Here is a 14,776-nt window from a genome sequence, read left to right as displayed (position 1 = left end):
GCCCGGCGGCCGCGCGCCGCCTTGTTTCCGGCACCGCGGCGACGCGGTGCCTCACCTTGTCCCGGACTTCTTGGGCGAGCAGGCCGTTCGTGAACCTCACCCCGCTTCTGCGCCCCGCGCGTGTCGCCATCGTGGGCGCGAGCCCGACGGGCACGCCCGCCGACATCCTCGCCAACCTCACCACCATGGGCTTCGACGGGGAGATCGTCCTCGTCAATCCGCGCCGCAGCGAGATCGCCGGGCGGCCCTGTCATCCGACGCTCGCGGCGGCGGGTGCGCCGGTGGATGTCGCGGCGATCGCGCTGCGGGCCGACCGCGTCGCCGACGCGCTGCGCGAGGCGGTCGCTGCGGGCGCGCGGAGCGCCGTGGTCTTCGCCGACGGCTTCTCCGCCGTCGACCCCGGCGGGCCGGAGCGGCAGGCCGAGATCGCGTCGATCGCGCGAGACGCCGGGATCCCGCTCCTCGGTCCCAACGTGATGGGCTATCTCGCCCCCGCCTATCGCCGCGCGCTCTATATCGACATCGTGAACCGCCCGCCCGCCGCCGGCACGATCGGCCTCGTCACGCAGAGCGGGTCGGTCGGGGTTGCGGGGATCAACCACACCGGGACGCTCGCCCTCAGCGCCATGATCTCCGTCGGCAACGAGGCGGGGGTGACGATCGCCGACGCCGTCGACTTCCTGCGCACCGACGGGGTGACGCGGGCGATCGCGATCTTCGCGGAGGGCATCGCGGATGGCCGGGCGCTCGCAGCGGCCGTGCGCCGGTCTGTCGCCGGCGGGGTGCCGGTGGTGCTGTGCAAGACCGGCCGCTCCCCCGCTGCGATCGATGCCGCGCGCTCCCATTCGAGCGCGATGGCAAACGACCACGCCGTCGTGCGTGCGGTGATGGAGGGGGCGGGGGCGGCGATCGTGGAGGATCTCGACGAGATGTTCGCCGCCGCAGAGCTTCTCGCCACCGACCGCCCGCTCGGCCGCACTTTCGCGGCGGCGACGCTCTCGGGCGGCCATGTGGGGCTTCTGGAAGACATGGCGGCTGCGAACGGGCTCGCCTTCGCCGTCCCCGACGCCGCCCGCCACGCGGCGATCGAGGCGACGCTCGGCGCCCGGCGCGGCGTCGTGAACCCGCTGGATTCCTGGGTGAATGACGATGTAGTCGAGGCGGTCGGCCGCGCGGCGGACGCCTTCGCCGCATGGCCCGAGCCCGACGCGATCCTCCTCGCCGTCGACACCCCGCGCGACCCGCCGACCTCCTATATCTCGATGGGACGCGGGATCGCGGCGCGTGCTGTGGCGCTCGCCGCGAAGGATCCGCGCCCCGTCGTGATGGTGGCGACCGCCGTCGCCGACGACGATCCCGAGATCGCCGCGTCCTTGCGCGAGGCGGGCGTGCCGCGCCTCACCTCGCTCGCGGCGACGTTCCGCGCCTGGGGCGCCATCGCCCGCGCCGCGGCCGCCGCGGACAGCGTCGCGCCCGAGCCCGCCCCCGCGCCCGCGGCCGGCACCGAGGCGGACGCCTATGCCTGGCTCGCCGATCTCGGCGCGCGGGTGCCGCGCCACCGCGTCTGCCACGGCGCGGGCGAGGCGGCGGAGGCGGCCGAGGCGATCGGCTTCCCGGTCGTCATGAAGGTCCTGTCGCCGGCGATCCTCCACAAGACCGAGATCGGCGGCGTGGTGCTCGGCATCGCCGATGCCGCCGGGGCGCGGGCCGCCGCGTGCCGTCTCCTCGCGCTTCCCGGCGCGACCGGCATCCTCGTCGCCGAGACGATCGGGGAGGGCGTCGAGATCTTCATCGGCGCGCGGACCGATCCCTCCTTCGGGCCGGTCGTGGTGGTCGGGTCGGGCGGGATCCTCGCCGAACTCGTCCACGACGTGGCGGTGCTGCCCGCACCCGCGTCGCCCGAGGCGGTCGCGGCGGCGCTCGGCGGTCTCGCCGCCGGACGCCTCCTCGCGGGGTTTCGCGGCGCGGCGCCGGTCGACATCGGCCCCCTCGCGCGGCTCGCGAGCCGCCTCTCGCACGCCGTCGCGGCGTCCGCATCGGTCGCGGTCGACCTCAACCCGGTGCGGATCGTCGGCGGGGAGGCGGTCGTCCTCGACGCCAAGATCGTGGAGGCGGAGGGATGAGCGCGGGCGCATGGGCGAAGGAGCGGCGCCGCACGCGCAACCTGATCCTCGCCGTGCCGCTCGTCGCGATCCTCGGCCTCTTCATCGGGCCGCTCCTCACGCTCCTCGTCCTCTCCTTCTCGGGCGAGGCGGGGCCGACGCTCGCGAACTATGCCGAACTCGGCAAGCCGCTCTATGCGCGCCTCTCCCTCTTCACCGTCCGCCTGTCGCTGACGATCACGCTCGTCTGCCTGCTGATCGGCTATCCGATCGCCTACCTCATCGCGGTGGTTGGCGGCGTCTTCGCGCGCTGGACGGTCGCCTTCGTGGTGCTATCGCTCTGGCTCAGCATCCTCACCCGCACGTTCGGATGGGTCGTGCTCCTGCAGCGCAACGGGCCGATCAATCAGCTCATCGTCGGCAGCGGCCTCTCCGGGAAGCCGCTCTCGCTCGTCTACAACGAGCTTGGCGTCGTGATCGGCATGGTCCACCTCCTCCTGCCCTTCATGGTGGTGGCGCTGATCCCGTCGATTCGCGCGCTCGACCCGCGGCTGGTGCGCGCCGCGCTCAGCCTCGGCGCCTCGCCAGCGCGCACCTTCGCCAAGATCGTGCTGCCGCTCACCCTGCCGGGCCTCGCGGCCGGCTCGATCCTCGTCTTCACCATGGCGGTCGGCTATTTCGTGACGCCCGCGATCCTCGGCGGCGGGCGCGCGACGACGATCGCGATGGCGATCCGCAACCAGGTGCAGGTCCTCGTGAACCTGCCGCTCGCGGCGGCGACGTCGGTGGCGCTCCTCGTGGTCAGCCTCGGTGCGCTCCTCCTCTATGAGCGCCTGTCGGGGGTCGACCGCCTCTTCGCGGGGCGCGAGCCATGAACGACGCGCTCCTCGGGCGCCGCGGGCGCGTGGTGCTCGCCGGTCTCGGCGTCCTCGTGGCGCTTTTCCTCGCCGCGCCCGTCCTCGTCATGGTGCCGCTCGCCTTCAGCGACGGGCGGGCGCTCAGCCTGCCGCCGGCCGCCTACTCCTTCCGCTGGTTCCAGGCGCTCGCCGAGCCGCGCTGGCGCGACGCCTTCCTCCTCTCGCTCGGCGTCGCGTTCGTCTCGGCGGCGGCGGCGACGCTCGTCGGCACCTTCGCCGCGATCGGCATAAGCCGCCTCTCGCCGCGCCTTGCCCGCCTCGTGCGGGTGATGTTCGTCGCGCCGATGATCGTGCCGCTGATGGTCATCGCGGTCGGCTTCTACGTCTACTTCGCCGATATCGGCCTCATCGGCCGCTTCGTGTCGCTGCCGCTCGCGCACATGGTGCTCGGCCTGCCCGTGGTGGTGCTGCCCGTCCTCGCGCGCCTTGCCTCGTCCGACCCGCTGATGGAGCGGGCGGCCGCCTCGCTGGGGGCCGGGGAGTGGCGCATCCTGTGGCGCGTGGTGCTGCCGCAGCTTCGCATCGCGATGCTGTCGGGCTTCGCGCTCGCCTTCATCACCTCCTTCGACGAGGTGATCGTCGCCCAGTTCCTCTCCGGCCCGCGCCTCGAAACGCTGCCGCGGCGGATGTGGGAGGGCGTCGCGATGGGCGGGCTCGACAACACGCTGACCGCGATCGCGACGCTCCAGCTCGCCCTCGCGATCCTCGCCACGCTGACCTTCGAGTTCTACCGCCGGGAGTCTACCGTCCTGTCGATGGCATCATCATCCGATATCCCGACGCCGCGCGCCGCCCCCGTCACGGCCCCCGCCGAGACGCACGGCGTGCCGATCGTCTTCGACGGCCTCACCAAGCGCTATCGCGAGGTGGCGGCGGTGGACGACTTCAACCTCTCGGTCGACGCGGGCGAGTTCCTGACGATCCTCGGCCCGAGCGGGTCGGGCAAGACGACACTCCTGATGCTGGTCGCGGGCTTCACGGCGCCGGATTCGGGCCGGCTCCTGGTTGCCGGGAAGGACGTCGCGCCGCTGCCGCCCCACCGGCGCGATATCGGCGTCGTCTTCCAGAGCTACGCGCTCTTTCCGCATCTCACCGTCGCGGAGAATATCGCCTTTCCGCTCGCCGCGCGGGGCGTCGCGCGGACCGAGATCGGGGCGCGCGTCGAGGCGGCACTCGCGCAGGTGCGGCTCACCGGCTTCGGCGCGCGGCGCATCTCGGAGCTGTCGGGCGGGCAGCAGCAGCGCGTCGCCTTCGCGCGGGCGATCGTCTTCCGTCCCGCCGCGCTTCTGATGGACGAGCCGCTCTCCGCGCTCGACCGGGCGCTGCGGCTCGAAATGCAGGCGGAGCTGCGCGAGCTGCAGCGCGCCGTCGGCCACACCACGATCTACGTCACCCACGACCAGGAGGAGGCGCTGAACCTCTCCGACCGGATCGCGGTGATGAACCGGGGCCGCCTCCAGCAGGTCGGCACCCCGGCCGACGTCTATGCCCGGCCCGCGAACCCGTTCGTCGCCCGCTTCTTCGGCGAGGCGAACCTCATTGGGGGCCGCGTCGCGGACGGCCTCTTCCGCGCCGACGGGGCGGACCTCAGGGCGCCCGCGCCCGGCGTCGCCGCGGGACCCGCGACCCTCTGCATCCGCGCCGAGGCGCTGAGCCTGGGTGGGGAGGGGCCGGGCCTCGACGGGCAAGTCACCGAGGCGCGCTTCTCCGGGAGCGTCGGCCGCGTCACGGTCGCGACCGTCGCCGGCCCGCTGACGCTGACCGCGCCGACGCGGCCGGGCTTCGTGCTGCCGGCGCCCGGCGAAAGCGTGCGGGTCGGGATCGACCCCGCCGCCGCCCATGTCATGGAGGGAAGGGAATGAGTGTGGCGATCGTCGGCGCGGCGCTGTCGGAGATCGGCACGCCCAAGGTCGAGGCGCCCTCGGCGCTGGCGCTCACCGCCCGCGCCGCCCACCGCGCGCTCGCCGATGCTGGGCTGACGCTCGCCGACGTCGACGGCCTCTTCGGCTGCGGCTTCGGCGAGACCTCCACCTACGACATCGCCGACTATCTCGGCCTTGCCGAGCTTGGCTATATCGATGGCACGTGCGTCGGCGGGTCGACCTGGGTCGCCTTCGTCGAGCACGCGCTCGCGGCGCTTGAGGCGGGGCTCTGCCGCGTCGCCCTCATCGCGCACGGCGCGATGGCCTACACCGACCGGCGGCGGCACCTGCCGATCTGGCCGGACCGGCGCACGCCCCTCAACCAGTTCGACCTTGCCGTCGGGGGTGGCTTCATCCCCGCCCACGCGCTCGCGGCGCAGCGCTATCTCGCCGATTACGGGCTCGGGCCGGAGGCGCTCGCGGAGGTCGCGGTCGCCGCGCGCCGCTGGTCCGCGAAGAACCCGCTCGCCCGCTTCCGCGATCCCGTCAGCGTCGAGGAGGTGCGCGCCTCGCGCCCCATCGCCTCGCCGCTGAACCTCCTCGATTGCTGCCTCATCTCCGACGGGGGCGGGGCGGTCGTGCTGATGCGCTCGGACGAGGCGGCGGACACGCGCGCCCCGATCCGCGTCGCGGGCGTCGGGTCGAGCCAGGGCCATTTCTCGATCGCGGGGATGGAGGATCTCACCCGCACCCCGGCGGTGCATTCGGGGGCGCGCGCCTACCGGATGGCGGGTCTCGGCCCCGCCGACATCGACCACGCGATGCTCTACGACAGCTTCACCATCACCCCGGTCCTCGCGATGGAGGATCTCGGCCTCGCCCCGCGCGGCGGCGCCACACATCGCTTTGCGACCGACACCGGGCCGGGCGGCGCGCTCCCGGTGAACACCAATGGCGGCGGCCTCGCCTTCGCCCATACGGGCATGTACGGCATCTTCACCCTCATCGAGTGCGTGACGCAGCTTCGCGGCGAGGCCGGTGAGCGGCAGGTGGAGTGCGAGGTCTCGCTCGCCCACGCGGTCGGCGACTTCCTGTCGTCCGCCGCCACCTGCATCTTGACGAGGCCATGATGGAAGCGACGCCCGAAACCCAGCCTTTCTGGGACGCGCTGGCCGACGGCCGCCTCATCGCCCGGCGCTGCGCCGCGTGCGGCACCGTCCAGCGCACGCCGCGCCTCGTGTGCCGGTGCGGCAGCGAGGAGGGGGCGTGGTTCGACCTTCCCGCAACGGCGCGGCTCGAGAGCTTCACCACCGTCGCCCACGCGCCGCACGACCAGCCGGCGCTCCCATCGCCGTACACGCTGGGGCTCGTCTCCTTTCCGGCGGTCGGCCACCAGATGCTCGCCCTCATCACCCATGCGGGGCCGCTCGCGGTGGGCGATGCGCTGACCTTCGCGCCGTTCCGCAGCGGCGACACCATCCTGCCGGGCTTCGTCCCGGCGAGCGAGGACACGCGATGACAGACCTTCTCACCGGCCGCGTCGCCGTCGTCACCGGCGGCGGGCGGGGCCTCGGGCGCAGCCACGCGCTGGCGCTGGCCGCCGAGGGTGCGGCGGTCGTCGTCAACGATCTCGGCGTCGCGCTCGACGGCAGCGAGGGCGGCGCGACGCCCGCCGACACCGTCGTCGCCGAGATCGAGGCGATGGGTGGGCGCGCGATCGCCGACCGCTCCGACATTTCCACCGCCGCGGGCGGCGAGGCGCTCGTCGCCACCGCGCTCGAGGCGTTCGGCCGCCTCGACATCCTCGTCAACAATGCCGGCATCCTGCGCGATCGCAGCGCCCACCGGATGTCGCCCGAGGAGGTGGAGGCGGTGCTCGCGGTCCACCTCCACGGCGCCTTCAACGTGACGCTCCCCGCCTTCCGCGCGATGCGCGATGCGGGCTATGGGCGGATCGTCATGACGAGCTCGGCCGCCGGTCTCTTCGGCAATTTCGGCCAGGCGAATTACGGGGCGGCGAAAGCCGGGCTCGTGGGCCTCACCAAGGTGCTCGCGATCGAAGGGCGGGCGAAGGGCGTCCTCGTCAACGCGATCTCGCCGTGCGCGACGACGCGGATGACGGAGGCGGGCTTCGGCGACAAGGCGCGCCTCTTCGGGCCGGACTATGTCTCGCCGCTCGTCGTCCACCTCGCCTCCGAGGCGTGCGGGGTGACGGGGGAGACCTTCTCCGTCGGCGGCGGGCAGGTGGCGCGGATCTTCGTCGGCCTCACCCCCGGCATCTTCCGCGCGGGCGCGCCGCTCTCGGCCGGCGAGATCGCGGGACGGATGGACGAGATCATGGCGCTCGACGGCTTCATGGTCCCGCCCGACATGGCGGCCGAGTGGGACAAGTTCCTCGCCCTCCACGGAGAGGCGGAGTGAGCGGGCCGCGCGAGATCCGTCTTGCCGAGCTCCCGGGTCTCGTCGGCACCCGTCTCGGCGAGAGCCCGTGGCACACGATCACCCAGGCCGACATCGACCGCTTCGCCGACGCGACCGGCGACCATGCCGCGATCCACGTCGACCCGGAGGCCTCCCGCGCCGGCCCGTTCGGGACGACGATCGCGCACGGCTTCCTCACCCTGTCGCTCGTCGCCCCGCTCTGCGCCAGGGCCTTCCGCCTCACCGACGCTGCCTTCCTGGTGAATTACGGCACCAACCGCGTGCGCTTCCCGGCCCCGGTTCCCTCCGGCGCGCGCGTCCGCCTGGAGGCGACGCTGACGGCCGCGGAGCCGCGCGCGCAGGGGACGCTCCTCACCCTCGATTTCACGATGCACCTTGAAAACAGCCCCCGCGCCGCCGTCGTCGGCGAGACCCTCCTCCTCGTTGTCGCGGAGGGGCACGATGGCTGAGGAGAAGCCCGACCCGCTCGCCGCCTTCGAGGCGCGCCGGCGCGACATCCGCGAGACGATGGGCGGCAAGCAGCGGATCGAGAAGCTCCACGCTCAGGGCCTCTTCACCGCGCGCGAGCGGATCGACATGCTACTCGACGAGGGCTCCTTCCGCGAGATGGGCACCTTCACGACGGCGGAGGCGCCGGAGGACCGCGCGACGACGCCGGGCGACGGCCGCATCACCGGCTTCGGCACCATCGCCGGGCGCGCGGCGGGCGTGATCGCGGACGACGCGACCGTGAAGGGGGCGTCGGCGACGCCCACCAGCAACCGCAAGGCGGACCGGATCTATCGCCAGGCGCTGCGGGCGGGCCATCCGCTCGTCTATCTCGGCGAGACGCGCGGCTCGCGCCTGCCCGATTCGCTCGGGAGCGACGGGATGAGCCTCATCTCCGACGAGGCGGTCGAGTGGACCCGCCGTGCCCGCGCGATCCCGCTCGCGACCGTCATCACCGGCCCGTCCTTCGGCGGCTCCACCTTCGTCGCCGCGATGAGCGATTTCGTGGTGCAGGTGAAGGGGACGACGCTCGCCGTCGTCTCGCCGCGCGTCATCGAGATGGCGACGGGCGAGCGCACGACGCTCGACGCGCTCGGCGGGACGGAGCTGCACGCGACCGTCACCGGCCAGATCGACCGCGAGGCGGAGAGCGAGGCGGACGCCTTCGCGCTCGTGCGCGCCTTCCTCTCCTACCTGCCGCAGAACGCCGACGAGCCGCCGCCGCGCGTCGACGCGGTCGCGCCGCGCGCGCGGCTGAAGCCGAGCCAGATCGTGCCGGCCGACCGCTACGCGCCCTACGACATGCATCTCCTCCTCGGCGCGCTCGTCGATTCGCAGAGCCTCTTCGAGCTGAAGCCGCGCTTCGGGCCGAGCGTCATCACCGCGTTCGCCCGGCTCGGCGGGCGGCCGGTCGCGGTGATCGCCTCCAACCCGCTCCACGGCGCCGGGGCGCTGGAGCCGGACGCGTGCGACAAGGCGACGAGCCTCCTGTGCCTTGCCGATTCGTTCGGCCTGCCGGTGATCCTCATCCACGACACGCCGGGCTTCTATGTGGGCGAGGAGTATGAGCGGCGGCGCGTCCAGTCGAAGACGGTGATGTTCCTCCAGGCGCTGATGCAGTTCACCGGCCCGCGCCTCAGCCTCATCGTGCGCAAGAGCTTCGGGCTTGCCTTCACGAGCCTCGGCGGGACGGGGACGGGCGTGGACTTCTTCGCCGCATGGCCGGCGAGCGAGATCGGCTTCATGGATCCGCACGTCGCCGCCAACGCGATGCACGGGGACGAGCTCGCCGCCCTCGGCCCGACCGAGCGCCGCACCCGCCGCGCCGAGCTCGCCGCCTACTACGGCCGCGACACCGACCCCTACGCGATCGCCCGCACGATGGCCCTCGACGAGATCATCCACCCGGACGAGACGCGCGCCGTCCTCCTCGACCAGCTGGAGCGCCTCTCGACCGTCCCGCGCCCGACCGGGGGAAGCCCGCTCCGCCACTGGCCGACCTGCTGGTAGGTGCGTCGGCACTGAGGGTGGGGCGGCCTCAAGCCCCGCGGCGGCGGGCGGCCTCGGCGACGATGGTGGCCCGCAGGGCCTCCGCGGTCGGGGAGAGGCTCGCCTTCTGGCGGGTGATGAGGCCGATCTGGCGGGAGATCGCCGGGTCGGCGAGCTCGCAGGTTGCAAGGCTTTCCTCCCCGATCGGGACGGCGGAGAGGGGGACCGGGGCGACGCCGAGGCCGGCGCGCACGAGGCCCAGCGCCGTCGAGGTGCGCGGCACCTCGTAGGACCAGAAGAGGGCGAGCGGGCTCCGGGCGAGCGCGCGGTCGATGAGGGCGCGGTTGCCACTCCCCTGCATCGGAAGGATGATCCGGTGGCCGGCTAGCGCGTCCCACCGCACAATCCCTTCGCGCGCGAGGGGGTGGTCGCGCGGCGTCGCGAGGACCACGCGATCGTCGAGGAGCGGGTCGAACGCGATCCGCGCGTCGAGATCGGGGAGGGATGAGAGGCCGAAATCGGCCTTCCCCTCCGCGACCGCCTCGGCCACCTCGTTCGCCAGCATGTCGAGAAAGCGGATGCGGGCGCGCGACGGGCCCGCCGCGAAGAGGGCGACGGCGGGGATGACGAGGCGCGGAATGGCGCTCGGCACCGTCGCGAGGGTCACGATCGCGGCGTTCTGGTAGTCGAAGCGCGCCGTCTCGTCCTGCATCTCGCGCACGGTCTCGCGCGCGTCGTCGATCATCGCCTGGGCGCGCACGCGCAGGCGCTTTGCCGCGAGCGTCGGCCGGACCGAGCGCGTCGTCCGCTCGAAGAGCGGCGCGCCGAGCCCGTCCTCCAAGCGGCGGATGCGGCGGGTCAGCGCCGACTGGGATGTGCCGAGATGGCGCGCGGCCGCGACGAACGAGCCGGTTTCGAACAGCACCAGGAAGGCTTCGAGATCCGCGAAGTCGAAATTTATGCGCATACCGGCATAATCGGGGAGACAATTGCACTAATCAACACGAACCCATTCGCCTATGGTGTCCCGCAAAGGAGACGCCATGCAGGGGCGAGACGAGACGTACGACATCGTCGTGGTGGGCGGCGGCAACGCGGCGCTGTGCGCGGCGATCACGGCGGCCGAGGCCGGCGCGCGGGTCATCATCCTGGAGGCGGCGCCGAAGGCCTATCGCGGCGGCAACTCCCGCCACACGCGCAACTTCCGCTGCATGCACGAGGAGCCGGTGTCCGTCCTCGTCGACACCTACTCCGAGGACGAATATTTCGACGACCTCATCAAGGTGACGGGCGGGCGCACGGACGAGGGGCTGGCGCGCATGGCGATCCGCACCTCGCGCGAGTGCCTCCCCTGGATGGAGGCGCACGGCGTCCGCTTCCAGCCCTCCCTCTCCGGCACGCTCTCGCTCGCGCGCACCAACGCCTTCTTCATGGGCGGCGGCAAGGCGCTGGTGAACGCCTATTATCGCACCGCCGAGGCGCTCGGCGTCGAGGCGCTCTACGACGCGCCGGTGAAGCACATCGCGCTCGACGGGGACCGGGTGAGCGCGGTGGAGTTCACCCACGCGGGCGAGAGCCGCACGCTCCACCCGCGCGCGGTCGTCGTCGCCTCGGGCGGCTTCCAGAGCGACATCGACTGGCTCGCCGAGGCGTGGGGCCCGGCCGCGCGCAACTTCCTCATTCGCGGCACGCCCTATAATCGCGGCACGGTGCTGAAGGACCTCCTCGACCAGGGTGCCGCTTCGGTCGGCGACCCGACCCAGTGCCACGCCGTCGCGATCGACGGGCGGGCGCCGAAATTCGACGGCGGCATCGTCACCCGCCTCGACAGCGTGCCCTTCTCGGTCGTCGTCAACCGGGACGGCGTGCGCTTCTATGACGAGGGCGAGGATGTGTGGCCGAAGCGCTATGCGATCTGGGGCCGCCTCGTCGCGAACCAGCCTGACCAGGTCGGCTACTCGATCATCGATTCCAAGGCGCTGCCGCTCTTCATGCCGTCCGTCTTCCCCCCGATCGAGGCGCCGACGCTTGGGGAACTGGCGCAGAAGATGGGCCTTCCAGTGGATGAGACGCTCGCCACCATCGCGGCTTTCAACGCCGCCTGCGGCGACACGTCAGGCTTCCGCCCGACCGAGCTCGACGGGGTGCGCACCACCGGCCTCACGCCCGAGAAGACGAACTGGGCGCGGCCGATCAACGATCCGCCCTTCTACGGGTACAGCCTGCGCACGGGCGTCACCTTCACGTATCTCGGCCTCAAGGTCGACGCGAACGCGCAGTGCAGCACCGCGCGCGGCCCGATCGAGAATCTCTGGGCCGCCGGGGAGACCATGGCCGGCTCGATCCTAGGCCAAGGCTATCTCGCCGGCTACGGCATGACCATCGGCACCGTCTTCGGGCGCATCGCGGGCCGGGAGGCCGCCAACCATGTTCGATGAGGCGATCGCCGAAGCGCGCCGCCAGGCGCAGATCTGCAATTCCTGCCGCTATTGCGAGGGCTATTGCGCGGTCTTTCCCGCGATGCACGCGAACCGGAGCTTCTCGGACGCGGACATCACGCAGCTCGCGAACCTGTGCCACAACTGCCAGAACTGCTTCTACGCCTGCCAGTACACCGCCCCGCACGAGTTCGACCTGAACCTGCCGGGCGTGCTCGCCGCCGTGCGTGAGGACAGCTGGGAGGAGACCGCCTTTCCGCGCGCCTTCGCCCGCCTCTTCCAGCGCAGCGGCACCCTTATCGCGGTCGCCCTCGTCGCGGCGATCGCGATCCTCTTCTGGGCCGCGCTCCAGCTGCCGGGAGAGGGGGAGGGCTTCTACGCCATCATCTCCCACGCGAGCCTCGTCGCGATCTTCCTGCCGGCCTTCGTCCTGCCCCTTATCGCGCTCGGCGTGGGGCTCCGGCGCTACTGGCAGCGCGTCGGCGGCGGGCCGGTGCGCCTTGCCGACATCGCCGATGCCTTCGGCTCGGCCGCCAAGATGCGCAACCTTGCCGGCGGGCACGGGGAGGGGTGCAACTTCGAGGCGGAGGACCGCTTCTCCCAGAAGCGCCGGGTGATGCACCAGCTCGTGATGTACGGCTTCCTGCTGTGCTTCGCATCGACCGCGAGCGGCACGGTGCTCCACTATGTGTTCGACATGCCGGCGCCCTATCCGTTCTTCTCGCTGCCGAAGCTCCTCGGCGTGCCGGGCGGGATCATGCTGTGCATCGGGACGGTGGGGCTCCTCGTCCTCAAAATGGCGGCGCGGCCGGACCTTCAGGACCCGCGCGTGCGCGGGGGTGAGTTCGGCTTCATCCTCCTCCTCTTCCTCGTCAGCCTCTCGGGCCTTGCCCTCTTTGCGTTCGGGAGCACGGCGGCGCTGGAGCCGCTGCTGGCGCTCCATCTCGGCGCGGTCCTCGCCTTCTTCCTGCTGACGCCCTACTCGAAGATGGCGCACGGCTTCTACCGGATGGCCGCGCTCGTGAAGGACGCACAGCGCAAGCCCCGCCCGGTCGCGGCAAAGCCCGCCGCCCGCCCCGCCGCCTGAGCGCGGGGGCGGGCGCCGCCGCCCGGCCCGTCACACCAAATTCACACGCGCAGGGCATCGTCGGCGTTGACGCATTCGATATTTCCATATTTATGGAGATATGGATACAACTGACGCCGTCGCCGCCCTGTCCGCGCTCGCGCAGGAAACGCGGCTCGCCATCTTTCGCCTTCTCGTCGAGGCCGGGACGGAGGGACACGCCGTCGGGCGGGTCGGGGAGGCGCTCGGCCTTCCCTCCGCGACGCTGTCCTTTCATCTCAAGGAGCTGAAGCATGCCGGGCTCGTCACCGTCCGGCGGGACGGGCGCTCGCTCGTCTACAGCGCCAACTTCGCCGAGATGAACGCCCTTCTCGAATTCCTCACCCGCAATTGCTGCGGGGGAGATCCGCAAGCTTGCGGCCTTCCCGCCGGCGAGGCCGAGCGCAGGACCCTGTCATGACCATCACCATCTACCACAACCCCGCCTGCGGGACGTCGCGCAACGTCCTTGCGATGATCCGCAATTCCGGCGAGGAGCCGCAGATCATCGAGTATCTGAAGACCCCGCCGACGCGGGAGCGCCTCGTCGCGCTGATCGCCGCGATGGGGATCACCCCGCGCGAACTCCTCCGCGAGAAGGGCACGCCCTATGCCGAGCTCGGCCTCGGCGACCCGGCGCTTTCGGATGAGACGCTGATCGACCGGATGATGGAGCATCCGATCCTCATCAACCGGCCGATCGTGGAGACGCCGCTCGGCACGCGCCTTTGCCGCCCGTCAGAGGTCGTGCTCGATATCCTGCCGAACAGGCAGCAAGAAGCCTTCGCGAAGGAAGACGGGGAGGCGGTCGTCGACGCCTCGGGCGCGCGCGTCGCGCCGAAGGACGGGGCGCGCTGATGTCGGCCTCGGACGCCTCCGTCGCGCCGGCCCCCGCGCCGGGTGGTATCGGCTTCTTCGAGAAGTGGCTCTCGGTCTGGGTCGCGCTCTCGATCATCGCCGGGCTCGTGCTCGGCAACGCGCTCCCCGGCCTCTTCCAGGCGCTCGCCGCGCTGGAGATCGCCAAGGTCAATCTCGTCGTCGCGATCCTCATCTGGGCGATGGTCTATCCGATGATGGTGGCGGTCGACTTCAAGAGCCTCACCCATATCGGTGACCGGCCGAAGGGGCTCGTCCTGACCATCATCGTCAACTGGCTGGTGAAGCCGTTCACGATGGCGGGCCTCGCCGTCCTCTTCTTCGAGGTGATCTTCGCCGACTGGATCAGCCCGGCTGACGCGCAGCAATATATCGCCGGGCTCATCCTCCTCGGCGCTGCGCCGTGCACGGCGATGGTGTTCGTGTGGTCCCAGCTCACCCGTGGCGACGCGACCTACACGCTCGTCCAGGTGTCGGTGAACGACATCATCATGATCTTCGCCTTCGCGCCGATCGTCGCCTTCCTGCTGGGCGTGACGGACATCGTTGTGCCGTGGGAGACGCTGATCCTGTCGGTGGTGCTCTACATCCTGATCCCGCTCGCGGCCGGTGCGCTCACGCGCCAATGGCTCGCGCGGAGCGGCGGGGACACGGACGCCGCCGTCGCCCGCTTCACCGGCGCGGTGAAGCCGGTGTCGGTGATCGGGCTCCTCGCGACCGTCGTCCTCCTCTTCGGCTTCCAGGGGCAGGTGATCATCGACGAGCCGGTGCTGATCGCGCTGATCGCGGTGCCGCTCCTCATCCAGTCCTACGGCATCTTCGCGATCGCCTATGGCGCGGCCTGGCTCTGGCGCGTGCCCTTCAACGTCGCGGCCCCCTGCGCGCTGATCGGCACGTCGAACTTCTTCGAGCTCGCGGTCGCGGTGGCGATCAGCCTCTTCGGCCTCACATCCGGCGCGGCGCTCGCGACGGTCGTCGGCGTCCTCGTCGAGGTGCCGGTGATGCTCTCCCTCGTCGCCTTCGCGAACCGGACGCGCCGCCACTTCACTTGAGGCGA

Annotated in this window: 14 protein-coding genes; 13 read left to right on the top strand and 1 reads right to left on the bottom strand. The window is 71.7% G+C overall.

Annotated features, from left to right (window positions below; genetic code table 11):
• Window positions 1-89: 89 nt before the first annotated feature.
• Genes DBV35_RS15700 through DBV35_RS15665 form a run of 8 tightly spaced genes read left to right on the top strand, consistent with a single transcriptional unit; the run spans window position 90 to window position 9,321 of the window.
• On the top strand, window positions 90-2,123 hold the full coding sequence (locus DBV35_RS15700; RefSeq protein WP_170134956.1) for an acetate--CoA ligase family protein: 2,034 nt from the start codon (window positions 90-92) through the stop codon (window positions 2,121-2,123).
• A complete protein-coding gene (locus DBV35_RS15695; RefSeq protein ID WP_108661252.1) occupies window positions 2,120-2,977 on the top strand; it encodes an ABC transporter permease in 858 nt (285 codons plus the stop codon). The genes DBV35_RS15700 and DBV35_RS15695 overlap by 4 nt, the downstream gene beginning before the upstream one ends.
• Entirely contained in the window at window positions 2,974-4,881 is a 1,908-nt protein-coding gene (locus DBV35_RS31395; protein WP_108661251.1) for an ATP-binding cassette domain-containing protein, read from the top strand. Before DBV35_RS15695 ends, DBV35_RS31395 begins: the two co-directional genes overlap by 4 nt.
• Window positions 4,878-6,011, top strand: a complete 1,134-nt coding sequence (locus DBV35_RS15685) for a thiolase C-terminal domain-containing protein (RefSeq protein WP_157961783.1) — start codon at window positions 4,878-4,880, stop codon at window positions 6,009-6,011. The genes DBV35_RS31395 and DBV35_RS15685 overlap by 4 nt, the downstream gene beginning before the upstream one ends.
• Entirely contained in the window at window positions 6,011-6,400 is a 390-nt protein-coding gene (locus DBV35_RS15680) for a Zn-ribbon domain-containing OB-fold protein (RefSeq protein ID WP_170134955.1), read from the top strand. Before DBV35_RS15685 ends, DBV35_RS15680 begins: the two co-directional genes overlap by 1 nt.
• Window positions 6,397-7,302: an SDR family NAD(P)-dependent oxidoreductase gene (locus DBV35_RS15675; protein WP_108661248.1), complete on the top strand. Its 906-nt coding sequence runs from the start codon at window positions 6,397-6,399 to the stop codon at window positions 7,300-7,302. Before DBV35_RS15680 ends, DBV35_RS15675 begins: the two co-directional genes overlap by 4 nt.
• Window positions 7,299-7,772, top strand: coding sequence for a MaoC family dehydratase (locus DBV35_RS15670; RefSeq protein ID WP_205648698.1), 474 nt, complete (start codon window positions 7,299-7,301; stop codon window positions 7,770-7,772). The genes DBV35_RS15675 and DBV35_RS15670 overlap by 4 nt, the downstream gene beginning before the upstream one ends.
• Window positions 7,765-9,321 carry an acyl-CoA carboxylase subunit beta gene (locus DBV35_RS15665; protein ID WP_108661247.1) on the top strand — a complete coding sequence of 519 codons (1,557 nt, stop codon included), beginning with the start codon at window positions 7,765-7,767 and terminating at the stop codon, window positions 9,319-9,321. Before DBV35_RS15670 ends, DBV35_RS15665 begins: the two co-directional genes overlap by 8 nt.
• A 28-nt stretch (window positions 9,322-9,349) precedes the next feature.
• On the opposite strand, the gene DBV35_RS15660 is transcribed toward DBV35_RS15665, so the two are convergent.
• Window positions 9,350-10,267, bottom strand: coding sequence for a LysR family transcriptional regulator (locus DBV35_RS15660; RefSeq protein WP_108661246.1), 918 nt, complete (start codon window positions 10,265-10,267; stop codon window positions 9,350-9,352).
• 76 nt (window positions 10,268-10,343) lie between these two features.
• On the opposite strand from DBV35_RS15660, the gene tcuA reads away from it, so the two are divergent.
• The 5 genes from tcuA to arsB all read left to right on the top strand — a co-directional run bounded on the left by tcuA (window position 10,344) and on the right by arsB (window position 14,771).
• Window positions 10,344-11,738: an FAD-dependent tricarballylate dehydrogenase TcuA gene (gene tcuA, locus DBV35_RS15655; RefSeq protein ID WP_108661245.1), complete on the top strand. Its 1,395-nt coding sequence runs from the start codon at window positions 10,344-10,346 to the stop codon at window positions 11,736-11,738.
• Complete coding sequence (gene tcuB, locus DBV35_RS15650) at window positions 11,728-12,825, top strand: tricarballylate utilization 4Fe-4S protein TcuB (RefSeq protein ID WP_108661244.1); 1,098 nt, start codon at window positions 11,728-11,730, stop codon at window positions 12,823-12,825. Before tcuA ends, tcuB begins: the two co-directional genes overlap by 11 nt.
• Window positions 12,826-12,925: 100 nt before the next feature.
• Entirely contained in the window at window positions 12,926-13,264 is a 339-nt protein-coding gene (locus DBV35_RS15645) for an ArsR/SmtB family transcription factor (RefSeq protein ID WP_108661243.1), read from the top strand.
• The gene (gene arsC / locus DBV35_RS15640) at window positions 13,261-13,701 is read left to right on the top strand and encodes an arsenate reductase (glutaredoxin) (RefSeq protein ID WP_108661242.1); all 441 of its coding nucleotides are present in this window, start codon (window positions 13,261-13,263) and stop codon (window positions 13,699-13,701) included. The genes DBV35_RS15645 and arsC overlap by 4 nt, the downstream gene beginning before the upstream one ends.
• A complete protein-coding gene (arsB, locus tag DBV35_RS15635) occupies window positions 13,701-14,771 on the top strand; it encodes an ACR3 family arsenite efflux transporter (RefSeq protein WP_108661241.1) in 1,071 nt (356 codons plus the stop codon). The genes arsC and arsB overlap by 1 nt, the downstream gene beginning before the upstream one ends.
• The last annotated feature ends 5 nt before the right edge of the window (window positions 14,772-14,776 follow it).

This window comes from Acuticoccus kandeliae (genome assembly GCF_003073115.1).
Note: the sequence above shows the minus strand (reverse complement) of the source record. Positions and strands in the feature narration are given on the sequence as shown.

Bases quoted from the DNA above. Each gene is read 5' to 3' on its own strand.
- tcuA (WP_108661245.1), top strand. From the start codon at position 10,344: ATGCAGGGGCGAGACGAGACGTACGACATCGTCGTGGTGGGCGGCGGC.
- arsB (WP_108661241.1), top strand. From the start codon at position 13,701: ATGTCGGCCTCGGACGCCTCCGTCGCGCCGGCCCCCGCGCCGGGTGGT.
- DBV35_RS15675 (WP_108661248.1), top strand. From the start codon at position 6,397: ATGACAGACCTTCTCACCGGCCGCGTCGCCGTCGTCACCGGCGGCGGG.
- DBV35_RS15645 (WP_108661243.1), top strand. From the start codon at position 12,926: ATGGATACAACTGACGCCGTCGCCGCCCTGTCCGCGCTCGCGCAGGAA.
- DBV35_RS15680 (WP_170134955.1), top strand. From the start codon at position 6,011: ATGGAAGCGACGCCCGAAACCCAGCCTTTCTGGGACGCGCTGGCCGAC.
- DBV35_RS15695 (WP_108661252.1), top strand. From the start codon at position 2,120: ATGAGCGCGGGCGCATGGGCGAAGGAGCGGCGCCGCACGCGCAACCTG.
- DBV35_RS15685 (WP_157961783.1), top strand. From the start codon at position 4,878: ATGAGTGTGGCGATCGTCGGCGCGGCGCTGTCGGAGATCGGCACGCCC.
- DBV35_RS31395 (WP_108661251.1), top strand. From the start codon at position 2,974: ATGAACGACGCGCTCCTCGGGCGCCGCGGGCGCGTGGTGCTCGCCGGT.
- DBV35_RS15660 (WP_108661246.1), bottom strand. From the start codon at position 10,267: ATGCGCATAAATTTCGACTTCGCGGATCTCGAAGCCTTCCTGGTGCTG.
- DBV35_RS15665 (WP_108661247.1), top strand. From the start codon at position 7,765: ATGGCTGAGGAGAAGCCCGACCCGCTCGCCGCCTTCGAGGCGCGCCGG.
- arsC (WP_108661242.1), top strand. From the start codon at position 13,261: ATGACCATCACCATCTACCACAACCCCGCCTGCGGGACGTCGCGCAAC.
- tcuB (WP_108661244.1), top strand. From the start codon at position 11,728: ATGTTCGATGAGGCGATCGCCGAAGCGCGCCGCCAGGCGCAGATCTGC.